This is a genomic window from Nocardia sp. MDA0666 (genome assembly GCF_003023875.1).
Taxonomy (GTDB): Bacteria; Actinomycetota; Actinomycetes; order Mycobacteriales; family Mycobacteriaceae; genus Nocardia; species Nocardia aobensis.
In genome coordinates this window covers 647,865-673,952 of the sequence record NZ_PYHT01000001.1, presented here as the reverse complement: position 1 = coordinate 673,952, position 26,088 = coordinate 647,865, and the positions used below count along the sequence as shown (strand labels likewise).

Genomic DNA, 26,088 nt, shown 5'->3' with positions numbered 1-26,088 from the left:
TGTCGGAGGATCAGTTGATCGGCGGACGACCCTGTGTGTCCACGCCCGAGCCGTTCCAATGGAACGACACCGTCGTATAGGTCCCGTCGGGGCAGGCGTTGCAGCTGCCCGGCGTCTTGTAGGTCAGTACGACGGTGTCGTCGGTACCGGCCCGGGAGTCGACGGTGGTGAATGCCTGGGCTTTCGGCGTGGCGGTGCCGACGTAGTCGCCTCGGTGGAACAGCAGTGCCTGCTCCGGGGAGCTCGCGGTTGCGCGCTGGATCGTCACCACCACGACCGACAGTGTCGAACACCGGTTGTAGGTGCCGCGCAACGCGGGTGGGTTGTCGTTCCACGCCCAGGTGACACCGCCGCCGGCGTCATACGGCGGCAGGGTCGCTACGGCCCGGCGGATCTCCGGCGCCGAGAGGTCGGTGGTGCAGTCCGCCGAGCCGGAACTCGTGGTGGCGGCGGCGGTTTCGCGCGTGGTGTGGTCGACCGGCGTCGGTGACGAGCTGGCGGAACTCGTAGTAGCGGAAGCATTGTCGGTCCCATGTCCGCAGCCGGTCAGCGCGACGAGAGCCACGCCGGCGACCACCGGCAGCCATGCCCTCCGGAGTGGTCGGCGCGGGATACGAGTGGCGGGGGAGCGTGGCGCAGCGACGGTCATATGGCGAGTGTGGCCGATGAGCTTGGTGACTCCTTTCGTTTTCCGAGCGAACGGTGACCCCAGTTTTCGTGTCAAGCAACTGGAACCTGCCGGGCGGCACGGTAACTGCGTAGCGTTCGACGGACACGTCGCCGGGGGAACGGCGACGCCGTCGGCTTCTGCAGAACAGGAAGACATCGTGTCCGAATTGTCGCCGGTTCCGGCCTGTCTCGCCCCCGCGATCGCCGATCGCACCTCGCTCGCCGCCGCCCCGGAACCGCGGCCGCAGCTCAGCGCCCGGGAAGTGGAAGTACTGCTCGCGTGGATTCTCGGCGAGACCAAAGGCGAGGTCTGCCGCAAGCTGTTCATCGCGCCCGGAACGGTCAACACTCACCTCGCCCGGATCCGGGAGAAGTACCGCACCGCGGGCAGGCCGGCGCCGACGAAGGCCGCCCTGCTCGCGCGCGCCCTGCAGGACGGGTACCTGGACCTCGACGACATCTGACGTCGCGGCGGCGGATCAGCCCGGGGCGCCGGCGCGCGGTCCGGGGGCGTCGATTTCGATCCGCCGGATGCCGGAGCCGGGATCGTTGACGACGACCGTGGCCAGAATCGCCCTGTGCGGCGGCAGAATTCGAACATGGGCCGTCCCGGCGGCCGCGGTGGCCAACGCCGCGGCGACGGTGCCCAATACCCGGCGGCGGGTGGAGGCAGGCAGGTCGTCCAGGCCGTGGTCGTCGATCAGGACGACATCGACGCCACGCAACCGGGCATCGCGCGCCGCCGTCGTGACCGGTTCGGCGGCGAGTGCGGGGGCGCGCAGCGTATCGCGCAGATGCGCCTCGATCAGGCGGCAGTCGTCGCGGGTGCGGTCGTCGAGCGGCTGCGGGCCGGCGATGCGTTCCAGAATCGGGCGAACCATATCGTCCAGGCGCTGGATCTGGTCGCGGCGCTCGTCGAGTGCGGCGGCCGCCGCGGCCTCGGAACCCACCTGCCGGGTCGATTCCTCCCGCAACCGGAAGATGGCCTGCGCCGCGGGACGAAGGGTGTAGGCGAAGAAGGTCGCCATCATCAACGGCCCCAGATTGATCGCCGAAATCGCGACGCCGTGACCGAAACCCTGCCCGCTCTGCCACGACCACACGGCGGAGGTGGCGATCATCGACAGCAGACCGGCCCATGCGGCGCCGGTCCGCCCGCGCACGCACATGAACGTCGCGGTCACCGTCCCGCACCCGAACGACCACAGTTGCGCGACCGAGGTCGGGGGAATCGGAAGGTTGAACAGGGTCAGCGCCGCGGTCGCGGGAATCGAGACGGCCAGCGCGGCGGTCGCAGGGAGGGGCAGCGGATCGGGCCGGATGCGCAGCAGTGCCGCGGTCGCGGCGGCGGTGACGGCCAGTCCGGTGAGCACCGGCCACAGATGCCGGGTCTGCTGCGCGGACGAAAGGCTCAGTGCCGCTTCCGAAATCAGGTAGAAGGCCGCGATCAGCCAGGCCGGCCGGGTATCCATGCCCAGGAGGGTGCGGGCATCGCGGACGGGTCCGGTGGCCGCGCTCATCGCTCGACCGCCCGCCACGACAGGTGAATCCGGGTGCCGGCGCCCGGACGGCTGCGCACCTCGACCTCGCCGCCGGGCAGGCGGCGCACCCGTTCCACGATGCTGACGGCCAGTCCGAGGCGGTGGGAGGGGACCTTCGCCGGATCGAATCCGCGGCCGTCGTCGGTCACGACGACCTCGATCCGCCCCGCGTCGAATCTCAGGCTCACCGTACGCGCGGCGTGTGCTCCGGCGTGAATGACGCTGTTGCGCACGGCTTCCGCGACGGCGGCGCCCAGGACCTGGATCGGCTCGGCGGGAAAGTAGCAGTCGCCGCCGTCCGGGTCCTCGCGCACCGTGACCGGCAGCCGGTCGTCGACGTCGGCGACCGCGGTGCGGATGTGCGCGGCGGCCGTCGCGGCCGTAAATCCTTGCGCGCCTTCCGAACTTACGTCGTCCAGCTTGCCCAGTGCGAGTTCGGCCTGGTGGCGTACCTCCGGCCGCTGGGTTCCGCGCGCGGCGGCCAGCAGGGTCGACATCACCCAGTCGTGCAGCAGCGCGTTGAACCGGGCGCGTTGGACGGTGCGCGCGCTCGCCGCCGCGGCCGCGGCCGCGGCCTCGTGGGCTTCGGTCCGGGTGGCGTCCAGAATCCGTCCGGTGCGCATCGCCATCACCCCGGCCGCGACGAAGAGCAGGCAGAAGCTGATCGCGAACATGAGGTCCGGGACGAAGCGGCCGTTGTGTCCGGGCGCGCGGCAGAAATGGTTGATGAGCTGGACCGGGATCACCGCCGCGAGCAGCACGGCGACGGTGCGGCCCGCAGGCCAGACCAATGCGGCGGACAATCCGGCCAAGCCGGGAATGGTGGAGATCCACGCATCGGCACGGAGCAGTTCGCCATTCCACGCCACGGGCCACAGGGCGGCGGCGACCACGAAGCCCAGTGCCGTCACGGCGGCGGTCGCGCGAACCCACCGAAGGTCGGGATGAAACGAGAACAGACCCATCACCACCGCCGGACCGTAGACGATGCCCACGGCGAGCACCGTCCACCACGGAGCCAGGTCGTCGGCCTGGCTGATGATGGTCGCTGCCATCAGGAACAGATAGGCCACATACCCGGAGGACAGGAAGCGGGCGAACAACCGGGTGATGCGGTCCTCGGCCGGGCCGACCGTCGTCCGTGCGGCACCGGCGTCCGGATCTACCGGCGTCGACGTGGTATCGGCAGCCACCCGTCCTCCAGAGCGCGTTTGAACAGTTCGGTTTTGGTGCGCGACGGCCGCCCCGCCTCTGCGTACTTCTGGCGGATCCGGGCCAGATAGGCGTTGACCGTGTCTTCGGTCAGGCCGGTGAGCCGCGCTACGCGGGCCGCCGGTTCTCCCGAGGCGTACAGGGCCAGGACATCGCGTTGGCGGGGGCTGAGCGTGACGGTGGCGAAATTCTCGTCGGAGTCGATCGCGACCGCCCACTCCGTCGTAGGCACCTGGCGGCCGGCCGCGGCATCGCGCACGGCGGCGGCGACCACCTCGTCGCGTTCCGACTTCCGCACCACGCCGAGAACACCGGCCCGGGCGGCCGCGCGCACCAGGAACGGTTCGTCGCCGGAGGTGAACACCAGAGTTTCGATGCCGGCGGCCCGCAGGTGCTCGATATTGATGGCGGGGGAGGACCCGTCGGGAAGCCGCAGGTCGAGCACGACGAGTGCCAGATCCGTTGTGATGGAAAGTAATTCGGTCACCGATGCGGCCGTGGCCGCGATGGTGACGGTGGGCTCGCCGGCGAGGATCTGGCGCAGGCCCGCGATGGTGACCTGGTGATCCTCGACGACACCGATGCGATACGGGTCCCCGGCCGCGACATTCTCCTGCACCCTGCCCCCTCCTGTGCCGACCGTGCCCGGTGGCGCCGGTTCCGGCGCGCGAATACGGCAACGGATGATGATTGTTATTCACTCCGCCGGGGTAATTCATTACGTCCAGCCGCTCGAGCCTTCACGCACAACTGACCAGGCGTCGTGCGAAACACCGACTGGCGCACTCGCCGCGGCGGGGCAGACTGAGCGGTATGGGATGGCAGCGCCCCAGGTTCGAGGAAGGAGGCGTGGTTGTCGTGACGGTAGAACCGCGCCATGTGCCCACGGTGACGGTGGATTTCGACGATCTCGCCGAACTGATCCTCGCCGTGCATACCGTGGTCACAGATGTGCCGCGCCGGCTACGCCGCCGGCACGACAACGTCGTCGACATCGTCGCGGCGACGGTCAGCGATATCCGGCCCACGGACGCGGGACGCCGACATCGTCTGCCGCGCACCCCGGCAGCGGCCTTCGCGGTGACCCAGCGCGGCGAAACGATCGACGTCGTCGTCGAGCAGGGCGACACCGTCGCCTGCGCCAGCTTCTTCGAACAAACGCTCACGGCTCACACTGATTTCGCCGCCTGGCTCGCCGAACACACCCACGACGCCCTCCGGGACCGGCACATCCACTCGATCCTGTCCTGAGCGTTGCGCCGCCGCCGGGCCCGCTTGTTCGTTACTGCCCGAATCTGTTACTGCCCAACGGGTTTGCCGAACAGATTCAGCATGAACGGGGCGATCTGCGGCAGCAGGGTGGTCCACAATTCCGGGGCGAGCAGGACCGAGCCGGCGTCTTCGGTGTGGCAGCCTGCGGGCGCGGGTGTGCCGTCGAAGCGGTCGGCGAGGAATCTGATCATCAGCGGCACGGCGAAGGTGTCGAGGGTGAGATGTTCGCTGAAATGGTCGCGCAGATAACGGATGCGGGCGGTGGGATCAGCGCAATAGGTCGCGACCAGATCGTTGACCGGCCCGACGGGAAGTAGCCAGTCGGGGTTGGCGTGCAGCATGAACATCGGCATATCGGGGACGTGGTGGCCCATCTTGATCTCGTCCATCACCGCCACCGCGCGCGGGTCGTCGAGCGGGTGCGGGATCGCGAAGAGGCTGTCGTAATCGACGAACGGCACGACCAGTGAGGTGGGGACCTGGCAGAGGTTCTGTTTCGCTGCGACGAGCGCCCGACCGGCGGGAGTGAGGTACTTGTCGAAAAGGTCTGCCAATTCCGGATATTCGCGGCTCGCGCCCACCGCACCGGCGAAGACGATACCCGCGCCCGCGTTCGTGCTCGCCATTTTCAGCGCCGCGCCGACGTCGGCGGGGATACCGCCTTCGGCGGCGCCGACGATGGTCAGCTCCGGGGCGTAGTCGCGATGCAGTTCGGCGGCGTGGCCGGTGGCGAGCGCACCGCCGGAATACCCCATCATGCCCACCCGGGTGCGCGGCCCGTCCAGGCGCATCGGCGCGAAGTTCTCGGCGGCGCGGATACCGTCGAGGGTGATCCGGCCTTCCAGCGGACCCGCGCCGAAAGCCTGGGCGGGACCCTCGGTATCGGTGACGACCACCGCCCAGCCCATCTGCGCGGCGGCGATCGGGACCGCGAACAGGCTACTGGTTTCGGCGGAGCCGGCGAGCGGGCCGAGCGAGCCCACCTGGCTCAGATACGAAGGGCGGCAATATTGTCCGAGCGAGTCCTCGGCGAACTGATACGACAGCAGAGGCCGAGGGGACGGGCTGTCGGCGTGCGGTCTCATCACCGTGGTGACCGCGGGAATCGCGCGGCCGCGGGTGTCGGTCGAGCGGAACGACAGCTGCCAGGCATCGATGGTGAAGGGCAGGACACCGAGGTAGCCGAGGTGGACCTGCCGGGCCGCGATGATCTCGCCCGGCTGCTTACCGGCCACGATCGACTGATCCGGCTGATAGAACTGCGCGTCGAGTTCCGGTGGCAGCGGCGGAACAGGAAACGGCAGTGGCGGTGTCACCGGTACCGACGGTTTCGGGTCCGGTGGCGGGGCCGCCGTCGAGACCCCGGCGACCGTCAGAACGGTGGCCGCGGCGAGGGCGGCCACGACCAGTACGTGCCTGCGCCGGGATGGGCGGATGCTGTGCGCGGTGACGTCGTTGTCCACCCTGTCAGCACACCGCATCGCCCGAACCCGCGGTATCGGCAATCCGACAGCCGGTGGCCGCGCCGTTTGGAAGAGTGCCCAAACGTGTTCAGGGCGCGAAGTGATGTGCCTGCAGCCGCTGTGCGGTGAGGGCGGCGGCCACGGTCATCGCCTCGGTGGGGTTCTGCGGATCCAGCCCGATGAGATCCCGGACCCGGCACAAACGGTAGTTGACGGTGTTGCGGTGGATGTCGAGGCGGCGAGCGGTGGCCAGCTGGTTCAGGCCGGTCGCCAGGAACAGCTCCAGGGTCCGGGTCAGGACGGGTTGGGTCTCCAGCGGTGCCAGCACCGCCGCCAGTCCGGGCCGGGCGGCGTCGCCGGCCGCAATGGCGTATTCGAACTGCAGATCCGCTCTGCGGCAGAGGTTTTCGGCTCGTTCGAGGCAGCGTCCGAGTTCGGCGAGGATGCGGGCCTCGGCGTACCCCGACGGGATGTCGGGCCGGGTCGCGGTCGCCGTGCCCACCCAGTACGCCGGTGCGCTCCGCGGCAGGCGGGCGCGCAGCAATGCCGTCGTGTCGCGGCCGTCGTCGCCCGGCGAAAGCGGAATCAGCGCGACCCACCCCGAAATGTCCATCCGCACAAGGACTCCCGGTATCGATTCGACTCGATGCCGCAGATCGGCCGCCGCGTCGCCGATATCGGGGCCCAGCCGGAACACCGTGATCAGATAGCGCTCGGCGAGCCGGACCGTGGGCCGCCCCGGCCATTGCTGCGGATCACAGCCGGTGAGCAGGGCATCGGTCACCGCGCGCCGGTGTTCCATGAATTCCCAGCGTGGATCGTGCGCGCGGTCGGTCGCGGCCGCCACGATGCGCTGGGTGAGCAGCCCGAGGTAGCGCATCAGCGGCGCGGCCGCCGTCAGCAGCAGTTCGCGCTCGCTCGCGGTCGCCGAGTCGAGCAGGCGATCCCAGACGACACTCGCGCCGAGGCGGTAGCGGTCGAGGACGTCGGTGACCGCCGCGCCGTCGCGGACGCGTTCGACCGCGAGCCGCACCATATCGGCGGTGTCGTCCTCGCCGGGTTCGATCCCGGTGCGCAGGTAGCGGAAGAACAGGTCGACATTGAGTTTCACCCCGTGCGCGAAATCCGCGGCCACCAGCGATTCCGGCAGCCGCGGATACGGCGGCACCACCCCGTAGAACCCGTCCACCATCGCCACGACGCTGCGGTGCAGCTCCTCGATTCCGGGCCCCGTGGGCGGTGTCATGGCAGGCCCCTCCATCCCGCGCGACGCTTACGGCGACGACATTCGCTCGATGGTATCGGTACCGGGCCGGGGTGGTAGGCGGTTCAGCGGGCGTCCGAATCGACTCCGGCGATCCGATCGGCCGTGGTGAGCGCCGCCGCTACCAGTACCGGACCTGCTGCCCGTCGGTGTCGGTGATGAAGACGAGCGCGTCGGCGGTGTCGAGATCGGCCCGGCGCAGCGGGATGTGGCCGAGGACCATCGGCTCGCCCGTGGCGATCGCCGCAGGTAGCGAATCGCGCAATTCCTTTGTGGGAAACAGGGTTCGGCGCGTCGTCGCCAGCGCCAGCACACCCTGCAGGGTGGCCGGATCGCAGGAGGTGGCACCGTCGGTCGTCACGACCGTGTAGCGGTCTCCGAGAGCGAGGGCGACGAGCGCCCCGGCTCCACCCCAACCGGGCGTGTCCTCGCCGGGGGAGTGCGCGCGCTGGAGGTGGGCATTGTGCGCGAAGACGAGACTCGGCCCGCGGTGTCGCTCCCGCTCGACGATCGCCAGCAGGTTGTCGGCCATCATTTCGGCGCGCACGCTCAGCAGGGCACCGAGGCGATCGGCGGCGGGGGTGGCCATGGCCGCGTGGTAGCGCAGCAGGCCCTGGGCGGTGCGCGCCTGGGCGACCGCCCGGTCGTAGCCGATCGGATCGACCGGTCGCAGACCGGGACCCGCGCGGTGCAGCGCGCCGGCGAGGTCGTCGGCGACGACGCGCAGGGCACGGGCACGGTCGGAATTGCCGACGGAGGCGGCCGGATCGAACATGGCCGCCTCGTTCGTCCATTCGGCATCAGCACCGAGCAGGGCGTCGAGGTCATGTGCCGACTCCGGCCGCAGTGCGGCGGGCAGATAGCCGGTGACCGCCGACAGCGTGTAGCGCGGACTCGGCGCGGCGGAGATCTCCACCGGCGCGTCGAATCCATAGCAGTGCACGCGATCTCGCGGTGACCGCCCGGCGTTGTAGGCCCGCAGCCATTCGACGAGTTCGCGGTTGCCCGGGACCGCGCCGAAGCCGTGGCTGAACCCGGTGGCGAGGACCTCGTCGATATCCGCGGTGGCGCCGTGGAGGTAGTCGTCGACGCGCGCGGCGGCGAAGAGATCGATCTCCAGCGCGATCGACCGGAATCCCCGCTCCACGAGGTGGGCCAGAATGTCGTTGCGCAGCAACGGGAATGCCGCGATTCCGTGCGTCGGCTCGCCGAGCCCGAGCAGCGCCGGAGGTTCGGGACGCGCGGCGAGCAGTCCGTCGAGCGTGCGGCCCAGGCTCACCGGGTCGTCGAGTGGGCGGCCGATGGCACGCAGGGTGGTGGCAGTGGACATGAATACCCCTTTCCGGCAGCGAATACCTTCGACACTATCGTTGAAGGTTCGAGTGAAACTTCTGCGCAAATGAACTGGTAAAACACCGGTCGAAGTCTCAAACGGAGGTACACACTGCGACCCGTCGATCTCGCCCGCGAACACGGATTGTCCCCGCAGGCGATCCGCAATTACGACGAGGCGGGCATCCTGCCGCCGACCGAGCGCACCGAGACCGGTTACCGCCGCTACACCCCGCGGCACGCGCTGGCGCTGCGCACCTTCCTCGCCCTACGCGCCGGGCACGGGCATCGGCAGGCCGCGGAGATCATGCGCGCGATCCATCGCGACGACCTCGAATCCGCCTACCGGCTCATCGACGCCGCACATGTGGCACTGCTGACCGAACGCGGGACTCGCACCGAAGTCGCGACGGCCCTGAGCGGCCTGTCCGCCGCGCCCGCACCGATTCCCGGGCCGCCGATGACCGTGGGTGAACTGGCGCGCCGGATCGGAGTACATCCGGCGACCCTGCGCACCTGGGAAACCCACGGCATCCTGCGCCCCGACCGGGACCCCGCGACGGGCTACCGCCGGTACGGCCCGGACTGCGTGCGTGACGCCGAGATCGCCAGGCAACTGCGCCGCGGGGGCTACCTGCTGCCGCAGGTCGCGCAGTTCCTGGAGTCGTTGCGCGAGGCGGGCGGCGCGGCGGCGCTGAGTGTATTTCTCGAGGCGTGGCAGCAGCGTCTGATCACCCGTAGTCGCCATCTTCTGGCCGGCGCCGCCCGGCTCGACGAGTACCTGAGGCGGGCGGACCCGGCGGGTAGCCGGTCCGGATGTCGCGCGGACTCGTAATGGGTTGTGGCGGTTGGCCGATGGGTATGTCAGGGACATCATCAGACCGAAGGAGGCAGCGTGAAGCGATGGATCGTGCGTACGTTGGCGATGGCCGGTGCGGCAGCGCCGTTGGCGTTCGGCGGCGTGGCCGGCGCCGACACCCCCGGGCCGGTGTACTTCTCCGCCGGGACTTTGAACTGCTCGATCGCCGACGACGGCAGCGTGGGATGTGACCTCGCCACGCCGACGTGGATGTCCATCCAGCTCGGCACCAACGTCTCGGTGCCGGTTCCCTTCCCGGTCCGCGAGGTCGTCATCGACGTGCCGTGGGCGCCCGCGCATCCGGGGTTCGACGCCGGGACGCCGCACACCCTGCCCGGCGGCAACCCCGATATCTCGACCTACGGCCAGAGCGCCGGGTCCGGTCCGACTGCCGGCCCCGCGGTCTCACACGCCGGGTCGACGTGCGCGGTCGGCTTCCACGGCAGCTTCTCCTGTGATGCGAAGGGCCATCACTTCTTCTACTACGAGGCGATCACCGGCAGCTGATCCAGTCGGCGCAAACCCTGTCGCGCGATTCGCCCCTGCTTCGATCGATGGATCCGGACGAATTGCGCGACAGGCTTTTCCGGGACTGTCACGTACCGTTCAATTCGGGCAGTTCGCCGCTGGCCCAGCGCGCATACGTGTGTTCCGGCGTGACCGTGACGACGTCGGTGATCGCGAGCAGGTCGGCGGGGATCACCCGGTCGGCGAAGTGGTCGAGGCTCGGAACGACGACGGCCTCGGCATCGAGTCGCACCACCGCGTCGATCAGCTGCTGGATCGGATCGCAGGTGCGGTTGCTCAATGCCACGGTCTTACATAGGTTGTAACCTAAACGCCCTGCCAGCCAGCGTATTTGGGACTCGTCCCAATGCTGGTGCCGTCGCGACACATCTCTGCGTAGATATCCGAGGGCAAGGAAGGTCATATCGGTCCATCCTCGAGTCGACTGCACGCGGGCGAACTCGTCGGCCAGGGAGCTTCTCTCTCAGCATCTTTCTGGCAAACTCCAGCTTAACGGTGTTTTTCGTGCCGTGACAACCAGCGGCCGCGGGACCGGCGGTCGGGTGTCCGGTCGAGTTTGCTGAGGGTGACGCCGATTTGCGCAGGTAGCGACCACTTTTCAGCGGCCGGCGCGATGCGCCGAAGACCAACGGGGACAGGCGTTCAGGGCACTTTCATCGCCGCCGCATGCCCTCTGCTCGGCACACGGTGGCGCGAGTGGAAAGCGGACATCAGACAGCCCTGTCCAACTTCCGGCTACTCGGCGAAATAGTCTGCGACATCGGCCTTTTCGGGTGGGGTGACCAAGACGGCCCATGGCCGGATACACGCGTGGCTCCAGCACCACACTGTGCTGGAGCCACGCGAAGGCCGACGATGTCGGCCGGTCTCGGTCAGTCCCGGTCGAATGCCGGTTCCGAGGTGTCCGGTTCGGCGGCCTCGCTGCCGGCGGGCAGGTCGTAGCTGAGCCGCACGTCGTGTTCGACCGCGCCGCCGGCCACCTCGACGCGGGCCTCGCGCGGCGGATAGCCGCGGACTACGACGGTGTGGATGCCCTCGGTCAGGTCGGTCACGCTGTAGCGGCCCTCGCCGTCGGTGCGGGCCGTGCCGAGTACCGCGCCGGTCTCGTCGAGAACCGTGACCAGCGCGTCGGGGACCGCTCGATCGCCGGCCCGGACCGAGCCGGTGAGCACGGCCAGCGGGAACAGCTCCACATCGTGGTGCAGCACGCCGCTGTCGGGCACGGTCAGGGTCATGGCTGCCGGGCGCAGCTGCGCGGCCACCGCGACCAGCGTGTAGGTACCGCCGACGACACCCGAGCACAGGTACCCGCCGTCGGCATCGGTGACCGCCGCGCCGACGACCTGGCCGCGCAGATCGGTGAGGGTGACGGTGGCGTCGGGAACCGCCCGGCCCGCCGCGCGGACGAAGCCGGACAGTTCACCCGAACCGTGCAACGTGACGTCGAGGCGCTGCGGCCGCCCGTCGACCGCGACGGTGACCGCGGTCGGCTGCTGTCCGCGCGCCGACACGATCAGCACGTAGCTGCCGGGAGCCGGCGGATCGATCACGTACCCGCCCCGCGGGTCGCCGGTGGCACGCGAGACCTGATGTCCCTGCTGGTCGATCAGCGTCAGCACCACACCGTCGAGCGGATGGCCGTCGGTGCGCAGCACATGTCCGCTGATCGAGCGCTCCGACCGGGCGGGCGGTGCCGCGGCGGGCATCGCCGCGGTGGCCGCGAGGGCGTGGCGACCGGCGGGTACGGGATGCCCGTTGGTGGCCGGCCGCCCCGTTTCGGCCTCGGCGTCCGCGTCGGTGACCAGGCCGGCGCCGGCCGCGCCGGCCAGTTCCTGCGCCTCGTGCTCGACGTAGTCGCCGCGGGCGAACCAGGAGGCGATCGAACCGAGCAGCATCATCACCGCGGCGGCGAGGAACACCACCACCAGGCCCGAATGGAACGGATCGGAGATCAGGTGCGGGAAGAACTCCTGGCCGGTCAGCACGTCGGAATGCACGCCCGGCTGGTCCAGGGTGCCGCTCGGGCCGAGCAACTCCTTGAACGGGTTGTAGCCGAGGAAGGTCGCGAACAGGCTGCCGACCGGCGGCATATCCGCGATCTGTCCCGCGACGTCGGCGGGGACGCCCTGGCCCTTCAGTCCGGAATTCATCGCACCGGGCAGCGTGCCGGACAGGCCGACGATCATCAGCGAGAAGAAGATGCCGATCGACAGTGCCATACCGCCGTTCATCAGCGTCGCGCGCATACCGGAGGCGACGCCGCGCTGCGAGGCCGGGACCGCGGACATGACCTCGGCGGTGTTCGGAGAGGTGAATATGCCCATACCGAGGCCGTTGAGCAGGATGATCAGCGCGAACAGCCAGTAGTTGAAGTTCACCGGGATCACGATCAGCAGGACGAAGGTGATCGCGGCGAGCAGCAGGCCGCCGGTGGCGAACAACCGGCCGCCGAAGCGGTCGCTCAGATATCCGGACAGCGGTCCCGAGACCAGGAAGCCGATGGTCAGCGGCAGCATGTAGATACCGGCCCACAGCGGCGTCGATTCGAAGTCGAAGCCGTGCAGCGGCAACCAGATGCCCTGCAGCCAGATGATCAGCATGAACTGCAGGCCGCCGCGGCTGATGGAGGCCATGAGGCTCGCGAAACTGCCCAGCGCGAAGGTCCGGTTGCGGAACAGGCTCAGGTGGAACATCGGCTGCTTCGACTTCGCCTCGATGACGCAGAACAGCACGAGCAGCACGATGCCGCCGATGACGCCGGTCAGCACCCAGGGGTTGCCCCAGCCGGTCTTGGAGTCGCCGTAGGGCTGGATGCCGTAGGTGATACCGGCCAGCAGCGCCGTGAGGCCGAGGGCGAAGGTGACGGTGCCGGGGAGGTCGAGCGATCCGGGCTGGCGTGCGCCGTTGTCGTGCAGCGACTTGTAGGACCAGATGGTGCCGAGAATGCCGAACGGCACGCTGACCCAGAAGATGGCCTTCCAGTCCCATTCGGCGAGCAGACCGCCGATCAGCAGACCCAGGAACGAGCCCGCGACCGCCGCGACCTGGTTGATGCCCAGCGCCATACCGCGCTGCCTGGCGGGGAAGGCGTCGGTGAGGATGGCCGTCGAATTGGCCATCAGCATGGCGCCGCCGATACCTTGCGCCACGCGCCAGGCGATCAGCCAGATCGCGCCGCCGCCGAGATCGAACGGATCGAACGACAGCGCTATCGCGCAGACGGTGAATATGACGAAGCCGAGGTTGTAGATGCGGACGCGGCCGAACATGTCGCCGAGGCGGCCGAACATCACCACCAGCACCGCGGAGGTGAGCATGAAGCCCATCAGCATCCACAGCAGGTAGCTGACGTTGGCGGGTTCGAGCGGGTTGAGGTGGATCCCGCGGAAGATCGCCGGCAGGGAGATGATCACGATCGACGAGTTGATCGTGACCATCAACATGCCGAGGGTCGTGTTCGACAGGGCCACCCACTTGTAGTGCGGGTGGTCGTGATCTACCCGGAGCCGGCGGCCGATGGTATGGATGTCGGAGGCATCCAGCTCCTCGGCGGGTTGGGCGGAAGCCAAGTTCTCTCCCTCATCGACAGGAAAACGGAATGGGTCTCCAAATAATATAGTTGCGATGGCTAACTAATTGAAGAGGAGTATGTCACGTCCGAATTGTCCGGACTTCAGGTTTGATTCGGCGGATATCCATTCACGGTGCGACGCGACCGGCGCCATCGAACGGGGGACACGTCGGCGGGAACTTCCGGCAACCGCTGAGCAGCGGGTAGCGTATCGCCGCGCAACACTGCTCTCGAATCGCCCTTGTGTGTCGTAAACCCGATGGTTCACCTTTTCGGAAGGAATTGCATGCCAAAGGATTTGACGCAGTTGCAGTTGCTCGTCGAACTGGAGCCGGTCGTCGCGAACCAACTGGACCGGCATCTGGCCACCGCCAAGGAATGGCACCCGCACGATTACGTGCCTTGGGACGAAGGCCGCAATTTCGCGGCACTCGGTGGCGTCGATTGGGATCCTGAACAGTCCCGCCTGTCGGAAGTGGCGAAGGTCGCCATGATCACCAATCTGCTCACCGAGGACAATCTGCCCTCCTATCACCGGACCATCAGCGAACATTTCTCCCGCGACGGCGCCTGGGGAACCTGGGTCGGGCGGTGGACCGCCGAGGAGAACCGCCACGCCATCGCCATGCGCGACTATCTGGTGGTCACCCGCGGGGTCGATCCGGTGGCGCTGGAGCAGGACCGGATGGTGCACATGACGCGCGGGGTGCACGCGCCGGATCACTTCCACGGCATGCTCGACCAGGTCGCCTACGTGACGTTCCAGGAGTTGGCCACCCGTATCAGTCACCGCGCCACCGGCCGGGTGTGCAACGACCCGATCGCCGACACCATGCTCGCGCGAATCGCGGCCGACGAGAACCTGCACATGATCTTCTACCGTTCGCTCGCGGCGGCGGCGTTCGATCTGGCGCCGGATCAGGCGATGGAATCGGTCACCAAGATCGCGAAGACGTTCGCGATGCCCGGCAACGGAATGCCGAACTGGCGGCGCAACGGTGTGCTGATGGTCAAGCACGGCATCTACGATCTGCGCCAGCATCTCGACGAGGTGCTGACTCCGGTGCTGCGGCACTGGAATGTCTTCGGCCGCACCGATTTCACCGAGCGGGGCGAGCGCGCCCGCCAGGAGCTCGCCGAGTATCTCGACAAGCTCGGGCGCGACGTCGTGCGCTTCGAGGAGCAGCGGGCGCGCATCCTGGCCCGCGAAGCCGCCAAGGCCGAGGCCCTGGACCCCGCCGGGGTATGAACGAGCGGGGGGAGATCAACGGGCCATGGGTTTGCCGTGGCCCGGAATCAGCAGCCGCGGCCGTCGTGCGATCAGCGATTCCGCGGTGGTGTGGGTCTGTGCCTCGTCGTGGTTGAAGACCTCGGGTAGTGCTTGGAGTCCGGTGTCGGGCAGCAGTGGATGACCGGTGACCAGTGCGTCGCCGCTGAAGAGGATGTCCTCGTCGGGCATGAGATAGGCGGTGTGGCCGGTGGTGTGCCCCGGGGTGGGGACGGCCACGATACCGCCGGGCAGCCGGCGCAGGGTGTTCTCGTCGCCGGTGGTGGCGGTGGGGACGCTCATGCGGACGTGGCCGCCCAGCGCGCGCAGCGTCTGGAACACCCACCGCGGTCCCCCGGGAGTGCCGAGCTGGCGGGCCATATCGGCGGGAGTGATCTGCTGCAGATACTCCCGGCGGGCGTGCGCGGCCTCGTCGGCTCCCGTGTAGACCGGCACACCGGTGCGTTCGACCAGAGTCGGGATGGCGCCGATGTGGTCGAGATGGGCGTGGGTGAGCAGGATCGCCACCAGGTCGGCCGGTTCGTGGCCGATCTGGCGCAGGGAATCGAGCACCGCGCCGGTATCGCGCGGATAGCCGGCATCGACGAGGACCACGCCGGAATCGCCGGTGATCAGCGACCAGTTGACGTTCGTTCCGGCCACCACGTACACCGAATCGGCGACCTGCTCGATGGCGCTCATGCGACGGCCCCCGCACGCGCGAGCCGGTCCCAGGGCACCGGCATCCGGCCGGAGGCGATCGCCTGCGCCGCGATCGAGAGCCCCGGGGCGATCCCGCGACGATCCTGGGACGCGGTCGTGCCGGGGACGGACCGGTGCTGCCGGTCGCCGAAGTCGAAGTGGTTCTGCACACCGGCGATCGTGGTGGCGGCGGCCGCATCGCGCAACCGCACGACGCTCGTTTCGCGCGATCGGTCGCGAAGGACCGGCCGATGACGCGTGCGCAAATCCGCTGTGCGCATCAGCACGCGGCGCGGGTGGGGAGCGAAAGCGGTTGTCCGGCAACCAGTTCGGCGGGGCCATCCGGTGTCTGCAGGGTGATCGGGTCGCCCGAGGTGAGGGTCAGCGTCGTGGTCGCGGGCCCGATGTGCACGGTCATCCGGGTGGCGCCGATCGCCAGTTCGCGAATGGTCAGGCCCTCGGGAAAACCGCTGGGCAGCATCGGATCGATGGCCGGGCCACTGTCGGTCCAGCGCCATCCGAGGGGTGCGTAGAGCAGTCCCTGCAGGAATCCCGCGGCGCCGGTGACGAAGATCCACGCCGACTGTCCCTGCGCGTTGGCCCCCGACCGGTCCCCGCGTGCCTCGGCCTGGAATTCGTACGGTTCGCGGGCGTAGGGCTGCACGGATCGGTCCAGGTAATCCTGGGTGCGGCAGGGGTCGTAGCGGGCGCTGAGGATCGCGCCGAGGCTGTTGCTCATATTCGGGCCGTCCGGATCGGTGCGGTCGAAGTAGTACCGCATGGTCGCGGCCGGTGAATAGCCGGGCGCCGCGTAGGTGAACGGATAGCTGAGCAGCACCGTGTCGGCCTGTTTGATCGGGGCGCCGGTGTAGCCGAGATATTCGGCGGGCACCCCGGGCGCGATATCGGGCGGCATCGCCATATGCGCGCCGATATCGGCCCAGCGCGGGTCGACGGGAAGTCCGGACAGTACGGCCGCTCGGGCGGCGATGTCCATCGTGTTGCGCACGCCGCCGTTGGTGAGGGCATTGTCGATCGAGAAGGCGACATACTCGTCGGATCCGGCCGCCGGGGCGAAATGGTAGGCGCCGTCCGGCAGTTTCGGCCCGATCCGCGCGGTCAGATAGTCGGCGATCGCGGTGATCACCGGGGCGCCGCGGGTACGCAGCCAGTCGCGATCGCCGGTGGCCAGGTAGTACTGCCATTGGGCCAGGGCGATCTCGTTGTGCAGATGTTCCTCGGTGAGGCCACAGCCGATCGGGGACGCGCAGCGCTGGGCGGGTCCGTCGTTCCAGGGGTACAGCGCGCCGGGCAGGCCGTAGCCGCGGGCGTTGGCCCGCGCGGCGGGCAGTGCGGCGGCGCGGAAATCGACCACGGTGCGCGCCAGGTCCGGATACAGCGCCAGCAGGGTCGGGAAGATCCAGGTCTCGGCGTCCCAGAACGTCATGCCGCCGTAGTCGTCGGACGACAGTCCCGCCGGTTGCACCGACCAGCGCTCGCCCGCGCGGACGCTGGCCAGGACGGAATACAGTGCGGCGCGGATCCATCGGGTGTAGTCGGTGCGGCCCGGGATCTCGAGGGTGGGCTGCCACAGCCGGTCCCACTGTGCGGCGTGGGCGGAATGCGCGGCCTCGAAGCCCTGGGCGCGACCCGATTCGGCCGCGGCGGTGGCGGCGGCCAGGGGATCGGGCCCGTAGTCGGTGGAGGAGATGCCGGTGTAGGCGGTGAAGGTGTAGCTGTCGTTCCCGGTGGCGGGCAGAACGTATCGGATGCCGTCGGCGCCGGGCAGTGCGGTGCCGGCGGCCTGCGGCGGGGAGTCGACGGACGACACCACGAACGCGGTGTCGGCGGTCCCGTCCGCGCGGACTCCCGCCACCGTGCGTCCGCTGCTCGGATCGGCCGTCGCCGTCACCGGGACGACCCGGCGCGCCGCCGCGCCGTCGATCCGGTCGACGACCGCGACCTCACCGGGGCGATCGGGTGTGACGGTCAGTTTCTGCACCGCGAGATCCGGCCGGTCGCGGGAGACGAAGGTGTCGTAGCGAAGCCGCAGCCGGTGTTGCGGGTCCGGTGTCCAGTCGGCCCGGGTGGTGACCGTCGCGGTGCGGTAGTCCAGCGTCTGCTGGTACTCGTGCACCGTCGCCGGATCCACGTCCGCGTCGTATCGGTGCCCGCCGATCTCGACGGTGAGCCCCGACCACGCGGGCAGCGCGGCGATCACCTGGGTGTACTGCGGTGAGGGCTCGGCCTGCGCGTAGAAACCCGCCAAATATGTTCCGGTATAACGGGATTGCTGCAGCGGGAACGAGGTGCGCACCGCATCGCCGTAGTCGTGGTATCCACCACCGCTGGGCGGCAGTACCGTCCCGATCCGGCCGTTACCCAGATAGGGCGCGGCGTGGAAATCGCCGGGTGCGAACGATTCCGACGTCGCGGACCACAGCTCGTCCGCCGGGGCCGCGGTCACCATCGGCGGCGGTGCGGCCACCACACCGAGGACGACGATCACTACCGGCCACAGGCGCCGACGCCGCGCAGCGGGCGTCCTTCGGATCGGGCTCACCCCGACGATCGTCGGAACCTGCCGCCGCGCGGTCAACCCGACACGCTCGGTGCCGCGATATCGGGACGCGAATATCGCCCGGCGCCTCAGTTTTCGGAGAAGTCGATCCCGTTTCCGGAGAAGTCGATCTGGGCGGCCGCGTTGCCGACCGCGGTCACCATGCCGGTGCCGATCGGCCCGCGCGAATCGAAAAGGGTTGCGGTGCCGACGGATACACCGTTGCCGGTGAGGTGGGTCGCGGCTTGCAGCCCGATCCGGTCACCGACGGGCAAGCGGTCGAGGGCCACGGTGAGATCGGCGTTGATGTATCCGATGCCCTGCGATCCCCAGTTGGTCACCAGGCTCGTGGACTCGGCGGCGACCACGGCCTGCACGAACGCGCTGCGTTCCTCGCCCTCGACCGCCCCCAGCGGGACCGCCCACAGGCTCTTGCGGCCGGAGTTCTGATGGTCGCCCATCGACGTCGACCAGTTGTTGTCGCTGCGGTACCACCAGTCCACCCCGGCGTCGGTGGGCGGGTCGAACGGATGCTCGGAATGCCACTCCTCGCCCGGAGGAGCGTCGGTGGCGCGCAGCTGGACGAGCCGCGCCTCGGCGACCTCGACCTCACCCTGGCGGACCGTGGCCGAGGCGATGTGGATCCGCCGACCGGCGCGGATCACCTCGGTGTGCACCTCGAGCGGCTGTCCCTTCGCCGCCTTGAACAGATCGATGGTGAACCGAGCCGGGACGAAACCGGGCAGCCCGTGTTCCCGTTCGAGGGTGCGCGCGGCGGCCGCGCAGACGGCGGGGCCGCTGAGCATGTCCGCACCCCAGCGGCCGTACGCCCACTTGCGGGGCAGGTACCGACCGTCGTCGTCGACGGTGAACATGGCAGGCATATCGGTCATCAGCCCATAGTGTCCTATCGCTCCCGGCGGCCTGCGGCCGACTCACTTGGTGGGCAGGGCGTTCTGCAACCCGCCGACGTCGGTGATCTTCCAGTCCGAGTTGCGGTCGATGGTGAGCGAGTAGGTCACGGTGGTGCGGCCGCCGTCGGGTGTCTGCGCGCTGGTCGAGGTTACGTCCAGATAGGCGTTCACCTTGTAGATGCCGTCGGATTCGGAGGTCACCGCGGCGGATAGCGGCGTCGCCTTCGAGGTCCACTGCAATGGCAGCAGGATCTGCTCGAGTTGCGGTGCGGTCGCGTCGAATTTCGCCGCCAGCTGAGTGGTGGTGCCGGCCTTCAACCGCTCGATCCAGCTCTTCACATCGTGGTAGTCGATGGTCGAGGCGCCGACGGCGTACTTCGACGCGATGTCGGCGGCGTGCCGGTCGTCGGCGGCGGCGGTATCGCGCCCGGCCAGCGTGGAGCGTGCCGAGAAGTACAGGCACCCGAACACGATGCTCACCGCCAGCAGGGCGACGATCACCGCGGTGGTCAGTACGGTGGAGAGCCGGACGGCGATCGTCAGCGCGGCTCGTCGCTCACCGGTGGGTGCGGAAGCCGGTGTGGCACCGGTGTTGTCGTCCTTGTCCGCCTCTGCCGCGGCCGGGGTGTCCTTCTCGTCTACTGCTGTGCTCATCGGTGGGTTCCTCCTGCCGGTCGGGCTGGGCTGGGTGGTACTCGGCTATTTGACGGCGATCCGGAAATGCAGCGTCCCGTCGGGATCGACGCCCTGCAGTGCCTGGCTGATCAACGCGCTGACGTCGATGTGGGGCGAGGAGTGGACGGCCTCGGTGAGTACCGGCTGCAGGGCGGGGCCCAGTGGTGCGACGGCCGGGCCGATCTTGTTCAGCAGTTCGGTCAGTTGCCCGAGGAACGGGACCAGTCCGTCGCCGGTGTAATAGTTGTCCACGGGTTGTTTGTTCGACAGCACGGACCCGCCCTCGACGATCTCGAGCAGCATGGTGCCGAACCGGCCGAGTTGCGGTCCGGCGGTTTCCAGGGAGGGGCCCAGCCAGTCCATATTCCCGCCGACGGCCTGCATATCGGTGAACAGCTGCCGGATGGCGTCGGTGCGGCTCAGCAGGGTGGCCGCCAGCAGATCGGATGAATGCTGCAGGGTGCGCATCGCCTGATCGGTACCCGTCAGCGCGGTGTCGAAGGTGTCGACCAGCCGCGCCACCGTCTCCGGGTGGATCTGCTCGAGCAGTGCCACCGCCCGGGTCGACAGCGCCGTGATGGTCATCGGCAGATGCACCCGCTCGGTCGAGATCGTCTGCCCGTCACGCAGATACGGCCCACCCGGGGCGGTCGAGGCGAATTCGATATACGGTTCGCCGAGCGCCGACAGCTGTTCGATGTGGATGTCGCTGGTGGCCGGGATGTGGTACTTGTCGTCGATCCGCAGCCGGACGAGCACGCCGGAGGCTTGTTTGCGCACCGTCTCCGCCTTGCCGACCGCGACCCCGTCGAACAGCACCGGCGAATTCGGCCCCAGCCCACCGGATTCGGCGAGCCGGAGATCGGCGGTGAGGTAGGACTTGCGCGGATCGAGGTGCAGCACACCCACCGTCATGTAGACGATGCCGAAGACGAGGACGGCGGCGATCGCCGTGAGCGAGACGATCGATCGAATTCTCATCGCACCGCTCCGATCATCCGCAGCGTCTCGACGATGCGGGTGGTCTGCTCCTCGGGGGGCATGCCGGGGGCCGGAGAAGGCGATATCGTGACGCCGACCAGGTCGATCTTCGGGCCGCGCTCGGCGAACGGAATGATCTGGGACTGTAGCAGATTCGTCAGTCTCGCCATATTCGACGGGGAGCCGGTGTCGAGCGGCGCACTGCCGAACAGCATCGGCACCACCGCACGGGCCGCTGCCGTGGTCGAATCCAGCACCGGCCCCAGCCAGGTCGTCGACGGCGCGAACGGGCCGAGCGCGGTGAGGACGAAGACGACGCCGATTTCGGCGCGGATCACCTCGGTGGTGTGCTGCACCCCGTCCGGGGTGAGCAGGGGATCCCACGTCGAGGTGTGATTCAGCAGGCCCTCGTCGACCGTGGCCTGGATGCCGCTGACCAGCTGGTGAATCGAATCGGTATGTGCGGCAAGGTCGTTCAGGTCCGCACCGAGCACGTCGGAGATTCGCGCGGTCACCGCCGGATCCGCGGGCATGATCCCGTTCACGGTGTGCGCGATGTTCTGGATGTCGTGTACCGCGCCGCTGCCGACGAAGGTGGCCAGCTGCGCGAGGATGTCCTCGATGGGCAGTTGCGGGCGCGTGTCGGAGATCGGGATCGTCGCGTCCGGGCCGATCTCGCCGACCGTGGGGTGGGCCGGTTCGGTGAGCGCGATGTGGACGTCGCCGAGCGGTGTGGCCTGGCGCAGCTGGGCGGTGGTGCCGACCGGTAGCCGGACCGAGGTGCGGATGGCGACATCGGCGATCACATAGCCCTTACGCGCGGCAGCCGTGCCGGTGGCCGGTGCCGGATCGACGACGGTGATGTGGGTGAGCTGCCCGATCCGCACCCCGTTCGCGATGACCTTGGCGCCCTGCGGGAGATTGAGGACATCGGCGAACTGGATACGCAGCCGGTAGGTCGGTCCGCCGACGCCGGTGCCCGGCACCGGGATGTCGGCGGGCTGGAAACCGCAGGCCGTGGCCGATGCGGCGAGGGTGGCGGCGACCAGCGCGCAGGCGCAGATCCGGCGCAGGTTCACGATGCGTCGTGTCATTTCGCGCTCACCGCCGACAGGAGTACCGGCAGGGCCGGCGCGGTCACCACGCCGTTGCCGGCGGTCCCGCACTGCTGTCCCGCGACCGCCCGCAGCGCCGCGCAGATCTGGTCGGCCTGTTGTTGGGGCAGCGCCAGTTTCGGCGGTGCGTACCCGATGGTGAACTCGCCGCTGACCGGATCGACCGCATCGGTGAAGCCGGTGGCGAGGGCCGGCGTCATGCGGATGATCTCGGCGAGCGAGCCGACTCCCGAGGCGATGAGTTCGGATAGACCGGAGACGTTGTTCAGCGCGCGCAGCGCGGGGGAGCCGAGCTTCATGACCACCTCGTTGAGTTCCGGGAGCAGCCCGGCGAGCGCCGTCACCAGATCGGCCACGGGCGGAAAGGCGAGGGTGTTGATATCGGAGAACGTCTCGGTCAGCCGCGGCACGATGTTCTCCAGTTCCGGCCATCCGTCGCGGGCGCGATGGGCCAGTGCGGCCAGATCGTCCATGAGCTGACCGAGATGTCCGATCGCCGCGTCGGGTGAGGCGAGCGCCCTGCTCAGTTGCTCGATGAGCGCGTTGAGCTGCTGTCCGGTACCGGATGTCGCCCGGTCGAGGGCGTCGAGACCGTCACCGACGGCGGTGCGCTGTGCGGGATCTGCGGACGCGTTCAACTGATCGGAGAGTTTCGCCAGGGCGTCGAAGGTTTCCGACATGCTCTTGGGCGTCAGGGTTTTGGTGATGCATCGGCCCGGATCCCAACCGGCTCCGGCGGGTTCGGCGCCGATGAGTGCGAGATTGCGATCGGCCAGGATGGTGTGGCTGACCGTCACCGCGCCGACGTCCGGCGGGAGTGTGCGGTCGGCGCGCACTGTGAACCGCACCTTGGCCGCACCGTTGTCGGGTTCGATGGCGGTGACCTTGCCGACCTGAACGCCCATGACGGTGACGGCGCTGTCGGTGTAGAGGCCGATGCTGTCGGGCATTTCCGCGCAGTAGCTGCGCGTCGCCGGTTCGGATCTGGTCAGCTTCACGCCGAAACCCGCGGCCGACACGAGGACCAGCACGACCGCCGCCGACATCAGTCCGCGCGATCCGAGCATCTTCGTCAGCATCAGCATCCCCCTCCGGGAACCGGAACGCAGATACCGGTGATCGTGGCGGCGGACTGGTCGATGTTCACTCCGCCGCCCGGCTGGACCAGCGGCGTCAGGCGCTGCTCGAAGGTGTGCAGGGAATCGAGCAGGGCGCCCATGCGATCGCCGAGTTCCCGCAGCTTCGGAATCGCGTCGACGAGCGGCTGCGCCTGATCGCGCAGCGAGTCGTCCCAGATCCGGCCGAGCGGGACCAGCTTCTGCACCAGCTGGGCCAGGCCGTGCAGCGCCCAGCTGAGCTGTTCCCGGTTGTCGGCGACGACGTTCTCGAGAGTGCCGAAGGTTCGCATCAGGGTGACGAGGGTGTCGGAATTCTTGTTCAGCGCCGTCAGATATTCGTCGGTCAGCGCCAGCGTGTGCGAGACGTCCGCGTTCTGCCGATCCATGACGGCGACGATGTCGGCGACCGCGCGACCGGCGTGCCGGAGCGCGTCCGGACTCTTGTCGATCGCACCTGACAGCGCGGCGAGGTCCCGGCGGAGTGCGTCGCCGTCTGTCCGCTGCACGGGCGCGACCGCGTCCTGGAACGCCTGGGTGAGGTTGTAGGGCAGAATGACGCGCTGCGCGGGAATGACGGTGTGGCCCAGCGGGTTCGATCCCGCCGGCTGTACGGCCAGATAGTAGCCGCCGACGAGGGTCAGCATCCGCACCGCCAGGGTGGTCTGATCTCCGATGGCGACGCCGTCCTTCACGGTGAACGTCATCCGCACCCGGTCGGGCAGGAGCCGCAGCGCTGTCACCTTGCCGACCGGAATTCCCGCGATCCGGACGTCGTCGCCCGTGCGTATCGAACCGGCCTCCGCGATATCCGCGGAATACGTACGCTCCGGGGTGGTTCCGACGATATCGATGATGCCGACGGCGGCCACCAATACCAGGACGGCGACAATCCCGCCCATGCCCCAGCGCAATTGGGTGCCGCGTTCGTCGCGGCCGGTGAATATCGCGCGGTGGGCGGTACGCACGGCGGCGGCGATCGACGAGGGTGTGATTACCGGTGACATAGCGTGATCCTCTGTCCGGCGATCAGGACGGCCAGCGGTGCGGGCGCCGCCGCGATGCCGTGAGAGCAGGTCATATTCGCGTCGGGTCCGGTCGGGGGCACGGTCGTCGCCAGGGTCTGGATCAATCCGGGGAGCCGTCCCAGCACGTCGGCGGCCCGGCTCGGGTTCGGAAGGACCCGATGCAGCAGCGCGTCCAGGTCGCGATTCTTCTCGCCGGTGACGCCCAGGACATCCAGCAGGTCCAGCAGCGGGCGCAACATCGGCGGAATTTCCATCGCGAATTGCACCAGGCCCGGCAATTTGTCGGTGATGGTGACGAACAGTTCGGTCAGATTCGTCATCAATTGCATGGCGTTTCCGGACTTTCCGGCCATATGCGCGGAAACCTGGGCGAAATTGTTCACCAGGATGGACAGCACCTGTGCGCGGTCCGACGCGTACCGGCTCAGCGTGTCGATGGCGTCGAGCGCCGGCCCGATGCCGTTGCCGTCGCCCTGAACGACGGCGAGCATACTGCTCGCGAACCGATTCAGATCGTCGGGCGACAGCTGCGCCAGCACCGGCTGCAAGCCGTTGAACAAGGTGGTGATGTCGAAGGCCGGAATCGTATGCGCCGTATCGAAAACCGACGCCGAGGTGCGGCGGGCGCCGAGTTGATCCGGTTGCCGGATCTCCAGGTACCGGAAGCCGGTGAGGTTCTGATACCGCACGGCCACAAGGGTTTCGGTGTAGAGCGGATGGCCCTGTGTCACCGTGAAGCGCACGCGCGCCAGGGCCCCGTCCAGTTCGACGCTGCGCACCTTCCCGACCTGCACCCCGTAGAGCCGGACGTCGTCGCCGGTCCGCAGTCCGTTCGCATCGGTGAACATCGCGGTATAGGTGTCGGTGTCGCCGTCGACCGGCCGCTCGATCAGCCGGAACACCCCAGCCAGCACGACGGCCATGGCCAAGACGGACAGGGCGACGCGAATCCACAACGCGCGTGTCGACACTCAGTTGCCTCCTGCGCCGGGCCGGTGGGACAGCGGCGCCGCCAAACCCGGAACGGTGGTGAGGTCGACGCGCGCGTTCAGCACCGGCCCCGCCGGTGAGTCGTGGAAGCCGGCGCCGAGACGGTCGAGCAGCTCACGCAATTCGCCCTCCGATCGCTGTGGGTCGGAGACCGAACCGGCGACCTGGTCGAGCATCGTGACGGCGATCGGCAGCAGGCCCCCGAAATTGCGCTGCGCGGTGTAGAGGGTTTCCGTTGCCACCGGGAGCATCTCGTTCTGAACGCGGTTGAACATCTCCGAGAAGCGATCGACGTTCTCCTTCGTCGCGAGCTGCTGGTTCGTCAGATCCGCGTGCAACAGTTCGGCCGCGCCGGCGAGCAGTGCCGGTACGCCGTGCAGCGCCGAGCCGAACTGGCCGAACAGCAGTGACGGGGGCAGTTGCTGGGTTTCGGTGAACGAGCGCGCGGTCGTGCCGATCGCCTGCAGCAGCGGGGTGAAGGCGCCGATATCGTGCGAGGTCGTGCGCAGCACCTCGGTGAGTTTCGGGGTCAGCACGTCGTCGGTGAGCCGGCCCGTGGATTCCAGCAGCGCGGCGAGGGTGGCATCGCGCACCCGGTCCGCGTCGCGATCTCTCAGGTCCACGGTCGAGCCGTCCCGCAGCTGGGCGCCGCCGCTGATCGGATTCAGTTGCAGCGCAGTGATTCCGAAGAGATTGCCGGGCGCGTAGTCGACGGTCAGTGCGTCGGTCAGGCCGAACAGTTGCGACCGGCGCAGAGCCAGTTCGACGCGCTGGCGGCCGGCTCCGGCTATGGCGACGGCGGTGACCGATCCGACCCGGACACCGTCGAGCCGGACATCGGTTCCGGGGCCGACCCCCTCGCCGACCTGTGCGGTGACGAGGTCGACGCGGATATCGTCGGCCGGTCGGCTGTCTGGCAGCAGCCGCCAGCCGACGACGATCACCGCGGCGAGGGCGACCGCCCCGATGCCGAGGATCCGGGCGCGGCGGGGCCCGACCTCGGTGCCGGGCAGGGCATAAGGAGGCATGG

At 68.7% G+C, this 26,088-nt stretch carries 25 protein-coding genes and 1 pseudogene; 5 read left to right on the top strand and 21 right to left on the bottom strand.

Annotation, left to right across the window (positions count from 1 at the left end; all coding sequences use genetic code 11):
• Positions 1 to 10: 10 nt before the first annotated feature.
• Positions 11 to 649: an LppP/LprE family lipoprotein gene (locus C8258_RS03265; protein WP_158271203.1), complete on the bottom strand. Its 639-nt coding sequence runs from the start codon at positions 647 to 649 to the stop codon at positions 11 to 13.
• A gap of 178 nt (positions 650 to 827) precedes the next feature.
• On the opposite strand from C8258_RS03265, the gene C8258_RS03260 reads away from it, so the two are divergent.
• On the top strand, positions 828 to 1,133 hold the full coding sequence (locus C8258_RS03260) for a LuxR C-terminal-related transcriptional regulator (protein WP_232329325.1): 306 nt from the start codon (positions 828 to 830) through the stop codon (positions 1,131 to 1,133).
• Positions 1,134 to 1,148: 15 nt separating this feature from the next.
• Here the strand turns inward: C8258_RS03260 and C8258_RS03255 are convergent, their stop codons facing one another.
• From C8258_RS03255 to C8258_RS03245, 3 genes are read right to left on the bottom strand one after another with little or no spacing between them, the layout of a single operon-like run.
• Positions 1,149 to 2,189, bottom strand: coding sequence for a hypothetical protein (locus C8258_RS03255; RefSeq protein WP_106953770.1), 1,041 nt, complete (start codon positions 2,187 to 2,189; stop codon positions 1,149 to 1,151).
• Positions 2,186 to 3,403, bottom strand: coding sequence for a sensor histidine kinase (locus C8258_RS03250; protein ID WP_106953769.1), 1,218 nt, complete (start codon positions 3,401 to 3,403; stop codon positions 2,186 to 2,188). The genes C8258_RS03255 and C8258_RS03250 overlap by 4 nt, the downstream gene beginning before the upstream one ends.
• On the bottom strand, positions 3,373 to 4,041 hold the full coding sequence (locus C8258_RS03245) for a response regulator transcription factor (RefSeq protein ID WP_199195549.1): 669 nt from the start codon (positions 4,039 to 4,041) through the stop codon (positions 3,373 to 3,375). The genes C8258_RS03250 and C8258_RS03245 overlap by 31 nt, the downstream gene beginning before the upstream one ends.
• A gap of 239 nt (positions 4,042 to 4,280) precedes the next feature.
• On the opposite strand from C8258_RS03245, the gene C8258_RS03240 reads away from it, so the two are divergent.
• Positions 4,281 to 4,673: a hypothetical protein gene (locus C8258_RS03240; protein ID WP_106953767.1), complete on the top strand. Its 393-nt coding sequence runs from the start codon at positions 4,281 to 4,283 to the stop codon at positions 4,671 to 4,673.
• Between the two features lie 47 nt (positions 4,674 to 4,720).
• Here C8258_RS03240 and C8258_RS03235 read toward each other — a convergent pair whose 3' ends face one another.
• The 3 genes from C8258_RS03235 to C8258_RS03225 form a co-directional block, all read right to left on the bottom strand.
• Complete coding sequence (locus C8258_RS03235) at positions 4,721 to 6,157, bottom strand: lipase family protein (protein ID WP_158271202.1); 1,437 nt, start codon at positions 6,155 to 6,157, stop codon at positions 4,721 to 4,723.
• Positions 6,158 to 6,245: 88 nt separating this feature from the next.
• A complete protein-coding gene (locus C8258_RS03230) occupies positions 6,246 to 7,403 on the bottom strand; it encodes a CdaR family transcriptional regulator (protein ID WP_106953765.1) in 1,158 nt (385 codons plus the stop codon).
• A gap of 139 nt (positions 7,404 to 7,542) precedes the next feature.
• Complete coding sequence (locus C8258_RS03225; protein ID WP_106953764.1) at positions 7,543 to 8,751, bottom strand: erythromycin esterase family protein; 1,209 nt, start codon at positions 8,749 to 8,751, stop codon at positions 7,543 to 7,545.
• A gap of 114 nt (positions 8,752 to 8,865) precedes the next feature.
• Here C8258_RS03225 and C8258_RS03220 point away from each other — a divergent pair, with 114 nt between their 5' ends.
• Positions 8,866 to 9,588, top strand: a complete 723-nt coding sequence (locus tag C8258_RS03220; protein ID WP_106953763.1) for a MerR family transcriptional regulator — start codon at positions 8,866 to 8,868, stop codon at positions 9,586 to 9,588.
• 60 nt (positions 9,589 to 9,648) lie between these two features.
• Positions 9,649 to 10,119 carry a hypothetical protein gene (locus C8258_RS03215; RefSeq protein ID WP_232329326.1) on the top strand — a complete coding sequence of 157 codons (471 nt, stop codon included), beginning with the start codon at positions 9,649 to 9,651 and terminating at the stop codon, positions 10,117 to 10,119.
• An 88-nt stretch (positions 10,120 to 10,207) separates the two neighbouring features.
• Here the strand turns inward: C8258_RS03215 and C8258_RS03210 are convergent, their stop codons facing one another.
• The 3 genes and pseudogenes from C8258_RS03210 to C8258_RS33090 all read right to left on the bottom strand — a co-directional run.
• A complete protein-coding gene (locus tag C8258_RS03210; RefSeq protein WP_039782552.1) occupies positions 10,208 to 10,543 on the bottom strand; it encodes a hypothetical protein in 336 nt (111 codons plus the stop codon).
• A gap of 469 nt (positions 10,544 to 11,012) precedes the next feature.
• Positions 11,013 to 11,846: a collagen binding domain-containing protein gene (locus C8258_RS33095; RefSeq protein WP_233224871.1), complete on the bottom strand. Its 834-nt coding sequence runs from the start codon at positions 11,844 to 11,846 to the stop codon at positions 11,013 to 11,015.
• Between the two features lie 144 nt (positions 11,847 to 11,990).
• Positions 11,991 to 13,709 (bottom strand): annotated as a pseudogene (locus C8258_RS33090) (MFS transporter); the annotation flags it as partial.
• 288 nt (positions 13,710 to 13,997) lie between these two features.
• Here C8258_RS33090 and C8258_RS03200 point away from each other — a divergent pair.
• Positions 13,998 to 14,960 carry an acyl-ACP desaturase gene (locus C8258_RS03200; protein WP_106953762.1) on the top strand — a complete coding sequence of 321 codons (963 nt, stop codon included), beginning with the start codon at positions 13,998 to 14,000 and terminating at the stop codon, positions 14,958 to 14,960.
• A gap of 15 nt (positions 14,961 to 14,975) precedes the next feature.
• Here the strand turns inward: C8258_RS03200 and C8258_RS03195 are convergent, their stop codons facing one another.
• The 11 genes from C8258_RS03195 to C8258_RS03145 form a co-directional block, all read right to left on the bottom strand.
• The gene (locus tag C8258_RS03195) at positions 14,976 to 15,680 is read right to left on the bottom strand and encodes an MBL fold metallo-hydrolase (RefSeq protein WP_106953761.1); all 705 of its coding nucleotides are present in this window, start codon (positions 15,678 to 15,680) and stop codon (positions 14,976 to 14,978) included.
• Positions 15,677 to 15,892 carry a hypothetical protein gene (locus tag C8258_RS03190; RefSeq protein WP_146161146.1) on the bottom strand — a complete coding sequence of 72 codons (216 nt, stop codon included), beginning with the start codon at positions 15,890 to 15,892 and terminating at the stop codon, positions 15,677 to 15,679. Before C8258_RS03190 ends, C8258_RS03195 begins: the two co-directional genes overlap by 4 nt.
• Before the next feature lie 68 nt (positions 15,893 to 15,960).
• A complete protein-coding gene (locus tag C8258_RS03185; RefSeq protein ID WP_146161145.1) occupies positions 15,961 to 18,243 on the bottom strand; it encodes a glycoside hydrolase family 65 protein in 2,283 nt (760 codons plus the stop codon).
• An 86-nt stretch (positions 18,244 to 18,329) separates the two neighbouring features.
• Entirely contained in the window at positions 18,330 to 19,133 is an 804-nt protein-coding gene (locus tag C8258_RS03180; protein WP_106953758.1) for an acyl-CoA thioesterase domain-containing protein, read from the bottom strand.
• Positions 19,134 to 19,175: 42 nt separating this feature from the next.
• Positions 19,176 to 19,808 carry a hypothetical protein gene (locus tag C8258_RS03175; protein WP_233224841.1) on the bottom strand — a complete coding sequence of 211 codons (633 nt, stop codon included), beginning with the start codon at positions 19,806 to 19,808 and terminating at the stop codon, positions 19,176 to 19,178.
• Between the two features lie 45 nt (positions 19,809 to 19,853).
• Positions 19,854 to 20,810 (bottom strand): MlaD family protein, encoded by a 957-nt coding sequence (locus tag C8258_RS03170; protein WP_106953757.1) that lies wholly within the window; start codon positions 20,808 to 20,810, stop codon positions 19,854 to 19,856.
• Positions 20,807 to 21,904, bottom strand: a complete 1,098-nt coding sequence (locus C8258_RS03165) for an MlaD family protein (protein ID WP_106953756.1) — start codon at positions 21,902 to 21,904, stop codon at positions 20,807 to 20,809. The genes C8258_RS03170 and C8258_RS03165 overlap by 4 nt, the downstream gene beginning before the upstream one ends.
• A complete protein-coding gene (locus C8258_RS03160) occupies positions 21,901 to 23,004 on the bottom strand; it encodes an MlaD family protein (RefSeq protein WP_199195547.1) in 1,104 nt (367 codons plus the stop codon). Before C8258_RS03160 ends, C8258_RS03165 begins: the two co-directional genes overlap by 4 nt.
• Positions 23,004 to 24,047 carry an MlaD family protein gene (locus C8258_RS03155; protein WP_106953754.1) on the bottom strand — a complete coding sequence of 348 codons (1,044 nt, stop codon included), beginning with the start codon at positions 24,045 to 24,047 and terminating at the stop codon, positions 23,004 to 23,006. Before C8258_RS03155 ends, C8258_RS03160 begins: the two co-directional genes overlap by 1 nt.
• Positions 24,035 to 25,039, bottom strand: a complete 1,005-nt coding sequence (locus C8258_RS03150) for an MlaD family protein (RefSeq protein ID WP_106953753.1) — start codon at positions 25,037 to 25,039, stop codon at positions 24,035 to 24,037. The genes C8258_RS03155 and C8258_RS03150 overlap by 13 nt, the downstream gene beginning before the upstream one ends.
• Entirely contained in the window at positions 25,040 to 26,086 is a 1,047-nt protein-coding gene (locus C8258_RS03145; RefSeq protein WP_106953752.1) for an MlaD family protein, read from the bottom strand.
• Between the last annotated feature and the right edge of the window lie 2 nt (positions 26,087 to 26,088).

Bases quoted from the DNA above. Each gene is read 5' to 3' on its own strand.
- C8258_RS03265 (WP_158271203.1), bottom strand. From the start codon at position 649: ATGACCGTCGCTGCGCCACGCTCCCCCGCCACTCGTATCCCGCGCCGA.
- C8258_RS03255 (WP_106953770.1), bottom strand. From the start codon at position 2,189: ATGAGCGCGGCCACCGGACCCGTCCGCGATGCCCGCACCCTCCTGGGC.
- C8258_RS03230 (WP_106953765.1), bottom strand. From the start codon at position 7,403: ATGACACCGCCCACGGGGCCCGGAATCGAGGAGCTGCACCGCAGCGTC.
- C8258_RS03225 (WP_106953764.1), bottom strand. From the start codon at position 8,751: ATGTCCACTGCCACCACCCTGCGTGCCATCGGCCGCCCACTCGACGAC.
- C8258_RS03210 (WP_039782552.1), bottom strand. From the start codon at position 10,543: ATGACCTTCCTTGCCCTCGGATATCTACGCAGAGATGTGTCGCGACGG.
- C8258_RS33095 (WP_233224871.1), bottom strand. From the start codon at position 11,846: ATGCCCGCCGCGGCACCGCCCGCCCGGTCGGAGCGCTCGATCAGCGGA.
- C8258_RS03200 (WP_106953762.1), top strand. From the start codon at position 13,998: ATGCCAAAGGATTTGACGCAGTTGCAGTTGCTCGTCGAACTGGAGCCG.
- C8258_RS03195 (WP_106953761.1), bottom strand. From the start codon at position 15,680: ATGAGCGCCATCGAGCAGGTCGCCGATTCGGTGTACGTGGTGGCCGGA.
- C8258_RS03180 (WP_106953758.1), bottom strand. From the start codon at position 19,133: ATGACCGATATGCCTGCCATGTTCACCGTCGACGACGACGGTCGGTAC.
- C8258_RS03175 (WP_233224841.1), bottom strand. From the start codon at position 19,808: ATGAGCACAGCAGTAGACGAGAAGGACACCCCGGCCGCGGCAGAGGCG.
- C8258_RS03170 (WP_106953757.1), bottom strand. From the start codon at position 20,810: ATGAGAATTCGATCGATCGTCTCGCTCACGGCGATCGCCGCCGTCCTC.
- C8258_RS03165 (WP_106953756.1), bottom strand. From the start codon at position 21,904: ATGACACGACGCATCGTGAACCTGCGCCGGATCTGCGCCTGCGCGCTG.
- C8258_RS03160 (WP_199195547.1), bottom strand. From the start codon at position 23,004: ATGCTGACGAAGATGCTCGGATCGCGCGGACTGATGTCGGCGGCGGTC.
- C8258_RS03155 (WP_106953754.1), bottom strand. From the start codon at position 24,047: ATGTCACCGGTAATCACACCCTCGTCGATCGCCGCCGCCGTGCGTACC.
- C8258_RS03145 (WP_106953752.1), bottom strand. From the start codon at position 26,086: ATGCCTCCTTATGCCCTGCCCGGCACCGAGGTCGGGCCCCGCCGCGCC.